Origin of the sequence: Diplocloster hominis (assembly GCF_032380655.1) — a bacterium.
GTDB classification, from domain to species: Bacteria; Bacillota; Clostridia; order Lachnospirales; family Lachnospiraceae; genus Diplocloster; species Diplocloster hominis.
The window spans coordinates 113,818-128,479 of the sequence record NZ_JAWDIY010000011.1 but is presented as its reverse complement, the minus strand read 5'-3'; the positions used below and the strand labels follow the sequence as shown (position 1 = coordinate 128,479).

General features: G+C 47.2%; 15 protein-coding genes. 11 read left to right on the top strand and 4 right to left on the bottom strand.

The window, feature by feature from the left end; translation table 11 throughout:
* Positions 1-111: 111 nt before the first annotated feature.
* A complete protein-coding gene (locus ABC831_RS12380; protein ID WP_343248434.1) occupies positions 112-387 on the bottom strand; it encodes a hypothetical protein in 276 nt (91 codons plus the stop codon).
* 15 nt (positions 388-402) lie between these two features.
* Here ABC831_RS12380 and ABC831_RS12375 point away from each other — a divergent pair, with 15 nt between their 5' ends.
* Positions 403-1,002, top strand: a complete 600-nt coding sequence (locus tag ABC831_RS12375) for a helix-turn-helix transcriptional regulator (protein WP_343248433.1) — start codon at positions 403-405, stop codon at positions 1,000-1,002.
* Here the strand turns inward: ABC831_RS12375 and ABC831_RS12370 are convergent.
* The 3 genes from ABC831_RS12370 to ABC831_RS12360 all read right to left on the bottom strand — a co-directional run bounded on the left by ABC831_RS12370 (position 999) and on the right by ABC831_RS12360 (position 4,713).
* A complete protein-coding gene (locus ABC831_RS12370; RefSeq protein ID WP_343248432.1) occupies positions 999-1,970 on the bottom strand; it encodes an ABC transporter permease in 972 nt (323 codons plus the stop codon). The two genes, ABC831_RS12375 and ABC831_RS12370, sit on opposite strands and share 4 nt — an antisense overlap.
* A gap of 4 nt (positions 1,971-1,974) precedes the next feature.
* The gene (locus ABC831_RS12365) at positions 1,975-3,489 is read right to left on the bottom strand and encodes a sugar ABC transporter ATP-binding protein (RefSeq protein WP_343248431.1); all 1,515 of its coding nucleotides are present in this window, start codon (positions 3,487-3,489) and stop codon (positions 1,975-1,977) included.
* Between the two features lie 144 nt (positions 3,490-3,633).
* A complete protein-coding gene (locus tag ABC831_RS12360) occupies positions 3,634-4,713 on the bottom strand; it encodes a sugar ABC transporter substrate-binding protein (RefSeq protein WP_343248430.1) in 1,080 nt (359 codons plus the stop codon).
* A gap of 281 nt (positions 4,714-4,994) precedes the next feature.
* Here ABC831_RS12360 and ABC831_RS12355 point away from each other — a divergent pair, with 281 nt between their 5' ends.
* From ABC831_RS12355 to ABC831_RS12310, 10 genes are all read left to right on the top strand, one after another.
* Positions 4,995-5,519 (top strand): RNA polymerase sigma factor, encoded by a 525-nt coding sequence (locus ABC831_RS12355; protein ID WP_343248429.1) that lies wholly within the window; start codon positions 4,995-4,997, stop codon positions 5,517-5,519.
* The gene (locus ABC831_RS12350) at positions 5,516-6,298 is read left to right on the top strand and encodes a hypothetical protein (RefSeq protein WP_343248428.1); all 783 of its coding nucleotides are present in this window, start codon (positions 5,516-5,518) and stop codon (positions 6,296-6,298) included. Before ABC831_RS12355 ends, ABC831_RS12350 begins: the two co-directional genes overlap by 4 nt.
* Positions 6,286-7,233: an ABC transporter ATP-binding protein gene (locus tag ABC831_RS12345; protein ID WP_343248427.1), complete on the top strand. Its 948-nt coding sequence runs from the start codon at positions 6,286-6,288 to the stop codon at positions 7,231-7,233. Before ABC831_RS12350 ends, ABC831_RS12345 begins: the two co-directional genes overlap by 13 nt.
* The gene (locus ABC831_RS12340; protein WP_343248426.1) at positions 7,211-8,296 is read left to right on the top strand and encodes a hypothetical protein; all 1,086 of its coding nucleotides are present in this window, start codon (positions 7,211-7,213) and stop codon (positions 8,294-8,296) included. The genes ABC831_RS12345 and ABC831_RS12340 overlap by 23 nt, the downstream gene beginning before the upstream one ends.
* A 160-nt stretch (positions 8,297-8,456) precedes the next feature.
* The gene (locus ABC831_RS12335; protein WP_343248425.1) at positions 8,457-8,639 is read left to right on the top strand and encodes a DUF6472 family protein; all 183 of its coding nucleotides are present in this window, start codon (positions 8,457-8,459) and stop codon (positions 8,637-8,639) included.
* Between the two features lie 660 nt (positions 8,640-9,299).
* On the top strand, positions 9,300-10,577 hold the full coding sequence (serS, locus tag ABC831_RS12330) for a serine--tRNA ligase (protein ID WP_343248424.1): 1,278 nt from the start codon (positions 9,300-9,302) through the stop codon (positions 10,575-10,577).
* 408 nt (positions 10,578-10,985) lie between these two features.
* On the top strand, positions 10,986-11,294 hold the full coding sequence (gene fliE, locus ABC831_RS12325; protein WP_343248466.1) for a flagellar hook-basal body complex protein FliE: 309 nt from the start codon (positions 10,986-10,988) through the stop codon (positions 11,292-11,294).
* A 24-nt stretch (positions 11,295-11,318) separates the two neighbouring features.
* Positions 11,319-12,917: a flagellar basal-body MS-ring/collar protein FliF gene (gene fliF, locus ABC831_RS12320; RefSeq protein ID WP_343248423.1), complete on the top strand. Its 1,599-nt coding sequence runs from the start codon at positions 11,319-11,321 to the stop codon at positions 12,915-12,917.
* Between the two features lies 1 nt (position 12,918).
* The gene (gene fliG, locus ABC831_RS12315) at positions 12,919-13,926 is read left to right on the top strand and encodes a flagellar motor switch protein FliG (RefSeq protein ID WP_343248422.1); all 1,008 of its coding nucleotides are present in this window, start codon (positions 12,919-12,921) and stop codon (positions 13,924-13,926) included.
* Positions 13,910-14,662, top strand: coding sequence for a FliH/SctL family protein (locus ABC831_RS12310; RefSeq protein WP_343248421.1), 753 nt, complete (start codon positions 13,910-13,912; stop codon positions 14,660-14,662). Before fliG ends, ABC831_RS12310 begins: the two co-directional genes overlap by 17 nt.

Sequence of the window (14,662 nt, the reverse complement as noted above, 5' to 3'; positions counted from 1 at the left end):
TCTCTAATCTCCTTAACTCTTAGACATGAAAGATATTTTTCTGTTGAATAAAAAAAAATATTTGTTAAACTTTAGTTAGAACTGTTTTCGAAAGGTAAATAAACTATGCCGTTAAATTTTTCCCTGAGCTTTGCAGACATTCAGCCCAATATCCGATACGTACAGCGTTTCCGTGTCACAAAGGAAGAGTATCCCGATTTCTTCCGGCCATATGACTGCCGCTTTTTCTTGGTTTCCAAAGGAAGCGGCTGTCTCTATACCCTTGATGCCTCTTACCGCCTTTCCCGCGGCGATGTTTTTATGTATCATTCCGGTACGGAATACCGTATGGTCAGCGATGACGGGAATCTCCTGATTCTTCTGGGCGTAAACTTCGATTATACGCAAAGTAATAAAAACCTTGTGGTTCCGATTCCGCCTGAACCGATCAGAATATTTGATGAAAATAGGATTTTAGAACGGGTTTTTCTAACTGATATGCCTGCCATGAATCAGTTTATCTATCTGCAAAATATGCAAAGCCTGGAATCTACATTACAGGATATGCTCATCGAGTTTGATTCTAAAAAAATTTTTTACAGCCAGCGTTTAAGCGGACTTTTTTTGTCTATTCTTTCTCAGTGCTACCGCACACTCTCACTCGGACAAAATCAGCGTTCCTTTTCTGCGAAAAAGGCAGAGCAAATTTTAAGCTATATCCAGCAGCATTATGCGGAAAATATTACAAATGTCACTATCGGGCAGCATTTTAATTATCATCCAAATTATCTCAACAAACAGTTCATAAAATATACAGGTAAATCACTGCATCAATATCTGATGGCGTACCGTATCTCCAAGGCAATCGAAATGATCACTTCCACAGATATGACCATTTCAGAGATCGCTGATACCACCGGCTTCAGCGATATTCATCATTTTTCAAAAACATTTCGTCAAAAAACCGGTATGTCTCCCCGTGGACTGCGTTCCAGCAAACAAAATCTAGTGCTTGATATTTAGATTTTCCGTCGTAGGCTTCCTCCCTTGATCGCATCGATGGATACTGCAGCCAACAGAACGAGGCCGATAATAATATACTGCCAATAGGAACCTACAGATAAAAGCGTCATTCCGTTATTCAGCATAGCCAATATCATAGAACCCAAAAATGTTCCGAATATTGTTCCTTTTCCACCTGTTAAAGCCGCGCCGCCAAGGATAACAGCGGAAAGAGCCGTCATATTATAAGTGGCCGCAGCATTTGGCATACCTGCTCCTGTCTGTGCCGATAAGATAATGCCGGCAACGCCGCACATTAATCCATTTATCAGATATAATTCGAAGCGTATTTTATTGACTTTGATGCCCGCCAGGAAAGAGGCTTGCGTATTTCCGCCTATCATGTAGATCGATCTTCCGAATACGGTCCATTTTGAAATAATATGAAAGATGATATAGCATATCAGCATGATCCACAGAGAGGTCGGTAGACCGACCAGATATCCTCTTCCGATAAAGGTAAATTCCGGATTAGAAATCGGCAGAGACTGCCCCTGCGAGATCAGATAGGCGATTCCGCTTAAAGACTGCATCGTTGCGATGGTGGTGATAAATGCATTTAATTTTAATACCGTAATGAAAAAACCGTTCACTGCGCCACAAACGACGCCTGCAATTAACGCCGCGATACATGTGATTTCCCAGCCATAGCCTGCGCGGCTTACAACCGCAGCTACCATACCGACCACTGCGATCTGTGATCCTACCGATAAGTCAATGTTTCCGGAAATATTGACTAACGTTACAGAGCATGATACACAACCGACGATCGCTGCATACAAACCAATATTTAAAAAATTCTTCCAAGATAGAAAATGTGGAGACATGAGCGCAAAAAATACGATTTCCAATACCAATGCGCAAATAACTGTCGTAAACGATGTATGAGTCATTTTCCCAACAACTTCTTTTAAACTCCTCTTTGCCACACTCTTAACCTCCTATCGCATACTGAACAACCAATTCCTGCGTAGCTTCTTCTTTATTTAAAAAACCGCTTTTTTGTCCGTCGGACATTACCATAATCTTATCGGACATTGCCAAAAGTTCCGGCATCTCTGACGTAATGATAATCACACATTTCCCCTCCTGACACAACTGATCCAGAATCCTGTAAATTTCTGATTTTGCACCGACATCAATGCCGCGTGTCGGCTCGTTTAATATCAAAACATCCGGATCCAATTCCAGGCAGCGCGAAAGAATCACTTTTTGCTGATTTCCGCCTGATAAGGATTCTACTGCCGTATCGATTGTTGGTGTTTTTATACTGAATTTATCCACCCACTTCTTTGTCTTTTCAATTTCCAGACGGTTATTCAGTATCTTTTTATGGGACTTACTATAATATCCGGCCATCGTATTTACCGCGACGCTTTGATTTAAAACCAGACCTTCTGTTTTTCGTTCTGCAGGAACATAGGCAAGACCAGCATTAATGGCGTCCAGGGGTGTTTTCGGAATTAAATTTTTTTTATTTATACGGATTTTTCCTTCATGAACGATATCTTGTCCATATAAAGCGGAGCCGATTGCCTGATGCCCGGACCCCATTAAACCATAAATTCCCAAAATTTCTCCATTCCTAGCCTCAAAGGATACATTTTTCAGACTGTCTGTCGTCAGATTTTCAACCTGCAAAGCTACTTCTCCAACGATTCCGCCAATCTTAGGATACATATCGTCCAGTTCCCGGCCAACCATTTTGGAGATTAACAGGTCATTCGTAGCCTCTTTCATATCGATCTGGCCTGTTACACATCCGTCCCGCATAACCACCACGCGGTCGGCCACTTCAAAAAGCTCATCCAATTTATGGGATATATAAAAGATCGATACGCCCTCAGACGCAGCTTTATGTATCAGTTGAAACAGATATCCTACCTCTATATCATTTAACGCGGAAGTCGGTTCATCTAAGATCAGGACTTTTGCGTTGTTGGACATAACCTTCGCGATTTCAATCAGCTGTTTCTGCGCAACAGAGCAATCTCCGATATTTATCTTGGGATCAATCGTTAAGCCAACCAGTGATAGAATCTCTTTGGATTGTCTGTACATCGTTTTATAATCTACCAGGCCGTATTTTTTCGGAATATTACCCATAAAAATATTTTCTGCAACAGAAATCGTGGAAACATAATTTAATTCCTGATGAATCACTCCAATACCTGCATTGGTTGCATCTGACGGAAGTTCAAAATTCATCTCTTTGCCTTCCATCGCAACCGTACCGATTTCCTGTTTATAAATTCCGGAAAGTACTTTAATCAGAGTGGATTTTCCTGCGCCGTTTTCACCTAGAAGTGCCACCACTTCCCCTTTGTGAATGGTTATATCTACATCGCTAAGCGCCTTTACGCCGGGAAAACTTTTACATATTCCTTTCGCTTCCATTACGATCTCATCTGAAACAATATGGTCATTTTTCATATATTTTTCTGCCATTTTATTACCTCGAATTCAATATCTACAGACATAAAGAAACCGTAAAATAAAATTATTGTTTCTTAATTATATTTTATTTTACGGTTTCTCATATGAGACAGCTTTCTTTCATTTATCTTAAGTAATAGCATACCTATAAAGGAATTACTCAAAGTTATCCCACGGACAATTGCCTTCCGGGTAAAATTCGCTGATGTTATCCCAGGTAATCGCTTCAAATTTACAGCATGTGCTTTCAGGAATAGTTCCTGTCTCAAAATACTGCTCGATCAGTTCACAGCATTGTTCTCCATAAAGCTCAGTAAAATTAGAAATCGTACATACCCAGGACTGCTTTCCATCTGATTCATACATCGGTTCTACAAACTGGACACCGCAGTTTGCTGAGAAAATACGTACATCCCATTCGCGGCCGGCGGTAACAGCTCCTGCATATACGCCCTGCGCCGAATTTTCATTAATGGTAAATACAATGACAGATTCTGCATCCGGATGCGCTGTCAAAAAGTCTGTGAATCTTTGCTGGCTGATAGCCGCGTCATTTTCACTCTCAATTTCTACTACTTCGCCGTATTTAACTCCATTTTCATCCAAAGCGTCAATGGACGAACGAACACGTTTCTGCACTTCGTCGCCGGAAGCAATCTGAGTCATCAATACAATATAATCTACCGATCCCTCATAATTTTCCTGAATATACTTTGCTGCTGTTTCTCCATTAAAATAACCAAGCTGTTCAGAATCGATTCCGAAGAACGGCGCATCTCCCAGGGCGATATCGACAGCCAGAACCGGAATCCCCGCCTCGTCAAAAATCCCTTTTACCATATCCCCCACGGATGAGTCTACATTCAGGTCAACTACAAAATCTACCTCCTGCAATACCATGGTGTCTGCGTTTGTAATCGCCTGCTGGCCGTTGGAATTATTATCTGCATATACCAATTCCCAACCTCGTTCCTTGCAGGCCTGCTCAAATCCATATTTTACCAATTTTCCAAACGCGCCTTTTTCATTAATGTTGCATAACCCTACTTTAATCGGATCGGAATCCTCATTCTTCACTGTTGTATCGGTCTGTGTTTTCTCAGAGGTCTCTGCATTTACGTCTGTCTGTGTCTGCCTGGCTCCTTTTGCCGATTGGTCTTCCGTTTGCTTAGCCCCACATGCTGATAGTGAAAAAATCATTACCGATGACAGCAACATTACTATTGCTTTTTTCATACCTTTCCTCCATTTTATAATTTTTGTACAGTTCCATGGTTCTGCTTACTTTTTAATTTTACTATGTGCTGAAAATTATTCAATAGGTTTCACTCTTTTACATCTTTTATTACAAAAAAGCGTTTTTTGACAAATATCTGCATTTTTGTAATCATTCTCATAGAAAAAATCCGATAAAAAGTATCTATATTTAAAACTTTTTTGACTGCCGGCTCGTTATATATTATATAGTAGGTAAGAAACTTAACTAAGAAGACCAGGAAATCACAGAGGGGAAAACTTTGGAAGACAGGAAACTGATCAAAGAAATTCAAAAAGGAAAGAAAGAGCTTCTGAATATCATTGCTGAGAAATACTATGATGACATTTACCGTTTCTGCTGTTTTCAGACGGGAAATCCGGTACAGTCCTACGATTTGGCCCAGGAGACCTTTTTAAAATTCATCCGTATGGTCGACCGGTATCAATACCGGAACCTGAAAGGATATCTGCTGACGATTGCCAGAAATTGCTGCATAGATTATTATCGGGACAAAAATCAAGGCACGCCGGGATTTGACCAGCTTTCCCAGGAGGGCCGGGAGGACGAGCGGCTGGCCGGACTGGAACTGCGGGAATGCATCCTTCAGGCTATCCAGCGGCTGCCTTCTGTCCAGAGGGAGGCCGTGGTTCTTTACTATTATTATGATATAACACTCCGGGAAATCGCCCAGATGACCCAGACCGGGGTGTCAACGGTAAAATCCAGGGTACGGCAGGGTACACAGAAATTAAGAAAGTGGATCAAAGAGGAGGAATTGAAGTGAATCGGGAATGGGATAGAGAGGCGTGGTTAAAAAAGGAGTGGATCAGGGAACAGCAGCCATACCGGACAGACCCGGATAAAAAGGAGAAAGCGCTGGCCGGGATCCGGGAGGAAGTGAAAGGACAGGTTCTGCGTTACCAGCCGGGCCTGCCGGAAATAATAGCCGGGCAGCTCCAATATCTGTCCGCCGGATACTGGATTCTTCAGGGTATTCTGCTGGCCGTGATGCTGTCGGTCATGTACTGGATGAACCGCAATGTGGAGGATGCCATGACCTATATAGCCGCCGGTTCCGCCTTCGCCGCTTTCGCGGGCGTCATCGGCGTCCAGGAACTGGGCCGCAGCATGGCGTACCATATGGCGGAGCTGGAGCAGACTTTTTATCTGAATATGAAACAGATACTGGCGCTGCGGATGATCCTGTTCGGCGGAATGGATCTGCTGTTTTTGACTGCGCTGGCCCTGGTGACGCACCAGGGAACAGAGTACGGCATCGGGGTAATGTGTATTTACCTGCTGGTCCCGTTTGCCGCCTCGAATATCGTGTATTTTGCCACCCTGACACTGGCTAAAAACCGCAGGGCCAGGTATATCCAGACCGGAGCAGCCATGTTGGCCGTCCTGTTCTCCATGATGCCGGCCATGACCCAGGAGGCTTACCGGACGGCCGCGGTACCGGTCTGGCTGGGAATCCTTCTGATCATGCTGGCTGTGCTCGGAATACAGATACGGATCCTGCTTCAAAAGGCGGTGAAAGGAGAGTTATTATGTTGGAATTGACACTGGACAGACTGACCAAGCGGTACAGGAATAAAATAGCGCTGGACCAGGTGTCCGCGAGCTTTACACAGGGGGTATACGGGCTGCTGGGCGCCAACGGTGCCGGAAAAACCACAATGCTGCGCCTGATCTGTGACATTTTGGCCCCCACGGAAGGGGAGATCCTCTGCAACGGCACACCCATACGCAGGCTGGACGGCGAATACCGGAGGCTGCTCGGATATCTTCCCCAGGACTTCGGATACTACCCCGATTTTACCGCCCTGAGATATCTGATGTATATCGCGGCGCTGAAAGCCCTCCCGCCGCAAACCGCCCGTGATAAGGTGGAGGAATGCATTAGCCTGGCAGGGCTTAAGGGGGAAGAAAAACAGAAGATCCGCAGCTACTCCGGCGGGATGCTGCGCAGGCTGGGAATCGCCCAGGCCCTGCTAAATGATCCGCGCATCCTGATTATGGATGAACCCACTTCCGGCCTGGACCCCAGAGAGCGGATTCGTTTCCGGAACATTATCAGTTCCCTGTCCAGGGACCGGATTATTATCTTATCCACCCATATTGTCTCGGATGTGGAATATATCGCGGATGAGATTCTCCTTCTGCGATCCGGACAGCTGATTCAAAAAGGGACAGTCACAGAAGTGACTGAACACGTCAAAGGCCGGGTATGGGAATGCATGGTACCCCCGGCAGAGGCCGAAGAACTGGGCCGAAGATTCGCGGTCGCGAACCTGAAGAATCTGGGGGGACTGGTCAAAGTGCGCATCGTCTCCGACGAAAAGCCGTTCCCGCAGGCGGCGGAAGCGGAACCGGGACTGGAAGACCTGTATCTGTACTATTTTGACCAAAAGGATATGCCGAACTACAGGGAAACCTATGGCCCGGACCAGGACGAAAGAGGGGGGAATGGAAATGTTTCGGACAGAACTCTATAAACTCTGCCATAAGAAAATAGCGGTGATCGGATTCCTGTGCCTGGTATTTTTTGCGGTATTCTATTTTTATGTTTCCGGGATCGAAGATGTGACAGTCACGGACAACGGGAAAACCTATCTGGGTATGGAGGCGGTCCGGGTTGACCGGGAGATCGCCCGTCCCTATCAGGGGGTGATGACGCTTGAAAAAGCCAGACAGATCCTGGACAGATACGGTTATGCGGATTTGAAAAACCATACGGGAAATTCCAATTTCAGCAACGAGTTTGTGACCAGATATATGACGAATGCCGGCAGAGATGACGGAAAAGACATCCGCCTCTATACGCCCGAAGAGTCAGGGATGACCGGACAGGTAGCGGCAGGCGGGATCATCTTCGGGTACACCCGCGGCTGGAGTTCATTTTTGGAAACCTATATTCTGATCTTCGTGTGTCTTTGCATATTCCTTTCCATTGTGATCACCCCGTTATTTTCAGAGGAATATGCGCTTCGGACAGCTGACATTCTTCTGACAACGGCACACGGCAAAAAAAGGGATATCCATGTCAAATACGCCGTATGTTTCAGTATCGCTGCGGGACTGACGCTCTTTGTGTACGTCCTTACCTTCCTGCTGTACGGTTTTTCCTACGGATTCGACGGTCTCGGGGCCAGTGCCAGCCTGATGGACATGGTGGACCCGGGCACGAAGATGCCGGTGTGGGCCGTTCTGGCGCTTTTGCTGGGATGTTCCCTGCTGGCGGCATGGCTGCACACCTGTATCACCATATGGATCTCCGCCTGCTTCCGGCAGCCGTTCCTGGTCGTAATCCTGTCTGTGATCCAGTATCTGGCTCCCTGGGCAGTGAACCAGATCATCCTGGGAAGTTTACCGGTCACGTTCCTTTCCATGTGGCTGCGACGCATTACGATGCTGTTCCCGTTTTACCTGCAGTTCGCGTGGGGCTATCACGATCCGGTGAGTTTTAAGCTTTTTAAACTGTTCTTTTTCGCAGCGTTTTCCACCATCTGTCTGCTGCTGGCACGAAGGAAATACAGCCATTATCAGGCGGGAATTTGAATGCCGGTCACAAGGAATTTGGATAGGAATATGAATAGGAATTTGAAAAGGAACCGGAATAGGAATTTAAATAAAAGAAGTCTGGTAAAAACGGCATTTTGCGGTTATAATACCGTTAGCGGATAGAACCAAAGAGCGATAGAGGCAGGGAGACGATAGAATGGGTAAAAGAGTAAACTGTGAATGCTGCGGCAACTACTTTTATGACGATGAATCCGGGTATTACGAATGCCAGATCAATTTGGATGAGGATGAGATGGGAAGATTCCTGACCGATTCCTTCCGGGACTGTCCGTATTTTCAATATGACGATGAGTACCGGATCGTACGAAAGCAGATGTAGATAAACCGAACGCATATATAAAAAAACGGAACGCATATATAAAAAACCCAACGCACGTAAGACTGTTTGAATAGCCAGGGCGCAGACCGCTTCCGAAAACCACCCCCTGCGCCCGCCATATGAGGCCCCGGCACAGCAAAAGCAGTGTGAGCGGAAAACTTATCCAATGTAAGCGGAAAACTTATCCAATTCCCCCTTGCAAAGAATCAGAAAACAGTTTATAGTATTAAAAAACAGAACGATCTGATACAGCAGATACAGCGTTGAGAAAAGCTGCGGTTGTGAATTTCTACAGAGAGCCGGTGGGTGGTGTGAACCGGTGAAACGAAGAACCTTTCCACTTTTTTAGCTGTTGGTGAAAGCCAGAGGCCGGTATCCTTTATCATACCTTTGAGAGGCCAGCGCGGATGTGCGCGGCAATTTGGGTGGCAACGCGGATTCCTATTCGTCCCATAACAGGGGGGAACAGGAATTTTTTTGATTTCATAGGAAAGTACTCCTATGAAATCAAAACGCTCCGCGGGATCGCACTGCGGCGGAAAGGAAGATGCCGCTAACGCGGCCCGCCGCAGGCGGAGAGTTTCGCATCAGGCTGTTCTGAATAAAAAGAGTTGTTGCCGGCGGGTAAGGTACGGCAGCCATGAAACGGAGGAAAACAACATGCTGGATTTAAAATTTGTCAGAGAGAATCCCGAAGTAGTAAAGCAAAATATCAGAAATAAGTTCCAGGAAAGCAAGCTGCCGCTGGTAGATGAAGTGATCGCCATGGACACCGAACACCGGAAGGTACTGCAGGAGATGGAGGCGCTGCGCGCCGAGAGGAACCGGATCTCCAAACAGATCGGCGGTCTGATGGCTCAGGGAAAGAAAGAAGAAGCGGAGGAAACCAAGAAAAAGGTCACGGAGTTTTCCGCGCATTTGGCAAAGCTTGAGGAACAGGAAAAAGCAGGCAATGAGAAAATCACGAAAATCATGATGACCATCCCCAATATCATTGATCCCAGTGTACCGATCGGAAAAGACGACAGTGAGAATGTAGAGGTACAGCGCTATGGAGAACCGGTGGTGCCGGACTTTGAGATTCCGTATCACACGGAGATCATGGAACATTTCAACGGGATCGATCTGGACAGCGCCAGAAGGGTTGCCGGAAATGGTTTCTACTATCTGATGGGCGATATCGCCAGACTGCATTCCGCGGTGATCTCTTATGCCAGGGATTTTATGATTAACCGGGGATTTACCTACTGTGTGCCTCCGTTTATGATCCGAAGTGATGTAGTGACCGGCGTGATGAGCTTTGCGGAAATGGATGCCATGATGTATAAAATAGAAGGGGAAGATCTCTATCTGATCGGAACCAGCGAACACTCCATGATCGGAAAATTCATCGATTCGATCCTGCCGGAAGAACAGCTGCCCTATACACTCACCAGTTATTCGCCCTGTTTCAGAAAAGAAAAAGGGGCCCATGGCCTGGAGGAACGCGGTGTTTACCGGATCCATCAGTTCGAGAAGCAGGAAATGATCGTGGTGTGCAGGCCCCAGGATAGTATGATGTGGTATGATAAGCTCTGGCAGAACACGGTGGATCTGTTCCGGTCCCTGGATATCCCGGTCCGCACGCTGGAATGCTGCTCCGGTGATCTGGCCGACCTGAAGGTGAAATCCGTGGATGTGGAAGCCTGGTCTCCGAGACAGAAAAAATATTTCGAGGTGGGCAGCTGTTCCAATCTGGGAGACGCCCAGGCCAGAAGGCTTAAGATCCGGGCAGTAGGGGAAGGCGGTAAATATTTTGCCCATACGTTAAATAATACCGTGGTGGCTCCTCCGAGAATGCTGATCGCGTTCCTGGAGAACAACTTGAATGAAGACGGCACGGTGCGGATTCCGGAAGCCTTAAGGCCTTATATGGGCGGGGCGGAAGTTATCGGTTAATTAGCTGCAGAGAATGGAATACGGAAATGTGGAAATCACAAGCTCAGATTGGAAAAGATACGGTTGTTCCGTTATCTTTTGAATTTGGACAGGGTTTCCGCATTTTTTATGCAAAAGAGACTGGCTGAATGCGTAAGAATCGTAAGAGAGCCCAATTTGTTCCTGTACCGGTATGGGTTGTATTTGAGGAAAATACGGAAAAACACCTAAATTTTGATTAACCTGGTTAATATTGGTAAATTTGCAAAAAAAGTCAGCCGTATTTAACATAAAATGATAAAATATTATGGCAAAATGTCATATTTTAGTTTTGCAACAGAAAAAAGTATGTTATAATGAGTTCACTGTGAACGTTTTCACTTTAAATGAAAGAGTTGTAAAAAAAGAAATATAGCAGGGGTGGAAGATATGTTTATCGTGCCGATTAGCAGAATGGAAGGGGTCTCATCCATCGAAGAGATGAATAAGGCCGGAAAATTAGAGGATAAGGCTGCCAGACAGGATTTTGGCGCTGTGTTGGAGCAGGCCATTGAACAGGCGGATCTAGCGCAGAAGCAGATGGAAGAAACGGATATCGCGCTGGCGATGGGAAATATAGATGACCTGCATTCCGCGCTGATCCAGGCGGAACAGGCGGCGACTGCGGTGGAGTTTACGACGCAGCTGACCAGCAGAGCAGTCAGTGCATATAATCAAATAATGGGAATGCAGATTTAAATAAATCTATGATGGTGACAGCAGATGAGCGGGAAAGACAAAATAAAAGAAAAGATCAAGGGGAGTTCCGTCATAGGTCACATGAATGCCGGTAATAAGAAATGGATCATCGGAGGATTAGCGGCCGTCGTAGTGATTGCGTTGGCGGTGACCATATGGCTGAACGTAGGAAAAGATAAGTATGAGGTGCTGTTTCCAGGCGCTTCCAAAGAAGAAAATGCAGAGATGTATACGGTATTACAGGCCCGTGATATCAAGACCCAGCGCAATACGGAGGGAGAAGTTATGGTACCCGAGAAGGAAGCCGGGGATATCATGCTGGATATGTCCGCGCTGGGATATCCGAAGACGGCCCTTCCGTTTAACATATTCTCGGATAATACCGGATTTACCACAACCGAATTTGAGAAGAAACAGTATTTGCTGCTGAATCTTCAAGACCGGCTGGAACGAACACTAAAAGACATGAGCGGTGTGAAGAACGCGATCGTTACCTTAAATGTACCGGATGAGAGCAATTACGTCTGGGAAGAGCAGAGCTCGGACAGTACAGGATCGGTATCGCTGACCTTTATGCCTTCTTTTGAGCTGTCTTCCGATAAGGTGACCGCGATCAAAAAGCTGGTTTCCAACAGTGTTCCCAGGCTGCTGCCGGAGAACGTGACAGTGGTCAACGCGGAAACAATGCAGGAGCTTATGTCCGACGATCTGGGAACCAGTACATATGGGCTGAACCGGCTGGATTTTGAATCCAAGGTGGAGGAGAAGCTGGAAAATAAAATCAAGAACGTACTGACGCTTGGATACGCAGCCAGCCAGATCCGGGTGTCCGCTACCGTCGTGATCGATTATGACAAAATGATCACGGAAGATCTCCAGTACCAGCCCCAGGAGAACGGACAGGGTGTGGTGGATAATTTTGAAGAGCGCAGGACCACCGATGGAACGGGGAATCAGGCCGGAGGGGTGGCAGGGGAAGAGAATAATACGGACATTCCCACCTACGGCGCCCAGACAGAGGAGGGCAATGCCCAGAACACCGGGGACTATTACCGGAATGTAGATTATCTGGCCAGTTATATCAAACGGCAGATTGAAAAAGATAATGTAGAGCTTCAGAAAGCCACAGTTGCGATTACGGTCAATGACAACAATCTGACCGCCGCCAAAAAACAGCAGATTATAGATTCAGCCTCCAAGGCGGCCAATATCGCCCCGGAGGATATTGTTGTTTCCAGTTTTCAGCAGGCGGCCGGGACCACGCCTCTTCAGGCTGATCAGTCGGGAGCCGGAACTGCCAGTATTCTGGAGAAGGGGCTTTTCTATGTGATTATCGGGGCTGCCGTCGTCCTGGCACTCACAGTTCTGATCATCGCGCTTATGGCGCGCAGGAGAAGAAAACACGCCCGGGAAGATGAGGAACTGTTCGGAGCGATTGAAGAGGAGATCATACCGGATCAGGGAATGAAGGAAGCGGCCGCAGGTGACGCAGTCGTTTTGAATCCGATGGAACCGGCGGCAAAGGAGCAGACGCCGGTGAACCGTGTAAAGACATTTGCCAAAGCGAATCCCGAAATCATAGCGTCCATGATCAGTTCATGGCTGAAGGAGGGAGAGCAGTAATATGAATGCAACAGAGCGTAATCCGGCGGAAAAGGCCGCTGCGGTAATTTCGATGCTGGGAGCCGACAGCGCATCCCAGGTATTCCATTATCTTTCTGAAAACGAAATTGAACAGATTTCAGTGGAACTCTCCCGGCTTCCCCGGCTGGAACAGGGAGAACTTGAGAATATAGCCAATGAATTCTACGACTGCTGTGTCACGGAAAAGGTGATCACGGAGGGCGGCCGTGAATATGCGAAAGAGGTTCTGGAGCGGGCCTTTGGCCAGCAGCAGGCGAAGAGTCTGATGGAACGGGTCAGCAAAGCCATGAAGACCAAGGCTTTCGCTTTCATTCGAAAAGTAGATTATAAGACCCTGATGTCGATCATACAGAACGAACATCCCCAGACACTGGCGCTGATCCTGTCTTACGCCACTCCAGAGCAGGCGTCCAAGATCGTGGCCAACCTGCCGAAGGAGACCAGAATCGATGTGGTGGAGCGGATCGCCAATATGGACCGGGCAGTGCCCGCCATTATCAAAATCGTGGAAAATGTGGTCCAAAAGAAAATCGGCTCTTCCACTTCCGAGGAAACCACTGAGGTGGGCGGCTTAAACTATGTGGCCGATGTGATGAACCATGTGGACCGCAGTACCGAGCGGGATATCTTTGAAGAGTTAAATATAAAAAACCCGCAGCTGGCCGAGGATGTCCGGAAGCTGATGTTCGTGTTCGAAGACATCGCTTATCTGGACCCGCTTTCCATCCAGCGTTTTATCCGGGATACGGATACGAAAGATATCGCTGTTGCTCTTAAAGTGGCAAATAAGGATGTGGCAAACGCCATATTTTCCAATATGTCCACCCGTATGCGGGAAACGATACAGTCCGATATGGAATACCTGCGTAACATCCGCATGAGTGATGTGGAGGATGCGCAGCAGCGGATCGTGGGTACGATCCGACGTTTGGAAGAAGAAGGGGAAATCGTGATTTCCAAGGACGGAAAGGATGAGATCATTGTCTAAGGTGTTAAAGCCCGAACAGACCGTATTTGATCAATATCAGGTACCTCTGTATCAGGAGTCCGGTATTGGAAAACCAGATAAGGAAGTTCGGACTGATACCGAGGAGACGGGGTATGCCCTGATATCCAAAGGCAAAAAACAGCTGCTGGAGCGGACAAAGCGGCAGGCGGAGCTGACAGCGGCTCAGATTCTGGGGGATGCCTACGCCCAGAGGGACAAGATCGTAAATACCGCCACCGGGGAAGCTGCGAGGATCAAAGAACAGGCTTACGAAGAGGGATGGCAGGAAGGGCTTTTGAAGTCCACAGAGCAGATACGGAAACTAGGTTCTGAACTGGCGGAGGCTGTGGACGAATTAAAAGAAAGTGCAGCCAGGCAGGAGAAGGAACTGCGGGAGCAGGTGACCGGCCTGGCCCTTAAGATCGCGGAGAAGATCCTGTGTGAGAAGATCGCTGAGGATGACGGTATGAACGCGATGGCCAGGACAGCTGTCCTGTCTGAAAAGGAAAAGAGCCCGATGACCGTGCTGGTGGCCGCAAAGGCAGTCAGTCAGGCCGAAGCCATCGAGCAGGCCCTGGAGCCGGTCAGGGAAAAATACGAAACAATGATCAAGGTGAAAACCTCCGATCTGCCGCCGGGGACACTGCGGATCGAGACGCCGGACGGGCTGGTGGATGCCTCCGTATATGTACAGCTTGAGAATCTGAAACAGCAGTTAGAAACGCTTGAGGAATAG

What these genes read in the sequence shown, in the direction of transcription:
- fliF (WP_343248423.1), top strand. Translation starts at nt 11,319, where the DNA reads ATGAGCGGGAAAGACAAAATAAAAGAAAAGATCAAGGGGAGTTCCGTC.
- ABC831_RS12365 (WP_343248431.1), bottom strand. Translation starts at nt 3,489, where the DNA reads ATGGCAGAAAAATATATGAAAAATGACCATATTGTTTCAGATGAGATC.
- fliG (WP_343248422.1), top strand. Translation starts at nt 12,919, where the DNA reads ATGAATGCAACAGAGCGTAATCCGGCGGAAAAGGCCGCTGCGGTAATT.
- serS (WP_343248424.1), top strand. Translation starts at nt 9,300, where the DNA reads ATGCTGGATTTAAAATTTGTCAGAGAGAATCCCGAAGTAGTAAAGCAA.
- ABC831_RS12345 (WP_343248427.1), top strand. Translation starts at nt 6,286, where the DNA reads ATGTTGGAATTGACACTGGACAGACTGACCAAGCGGTACAGGAATAAA.
- ABC831_RS12360 (WP_343248430.1), bottom strand. Translation starts at nt 4,713, where the DNA reads ATGAAAAAAGCAATAGTAATGTTGCTGTCATCGGTAATGATTTTTTCA.
- ABC831_RS12335 (WP_343248425.1), top strand. Translation starts at nt 8,457, where the DNA reads ATGGGTAAAAGAGTAAACTGTGAATGCTGCGGCAACTACTTTTATGAC.
- ABC831_RS12310 (WP_343248421.1), top strand. Translation starts at nt 13,910, where the DNA reads ATGAGATCATTGTCTAAGGTGTTAAAGCCCGAACAGACCGTATTTGAT.
- fliE (WP_343248466.1), top strand. Translation starts at nt 10,986, where the DNA reads ATGTTTATCGTGCCGATTAGCAGAATGGAAGGGGTCTCATCCATCGAA.
- ABC831_RS12340 (WP_343248426.1), top strand. Translation starts at nt 7,211, where the DNA reads ATGTTTCGGACAGAACTCTATAAACTCTGCCATAAGAAAATAGCGGTG.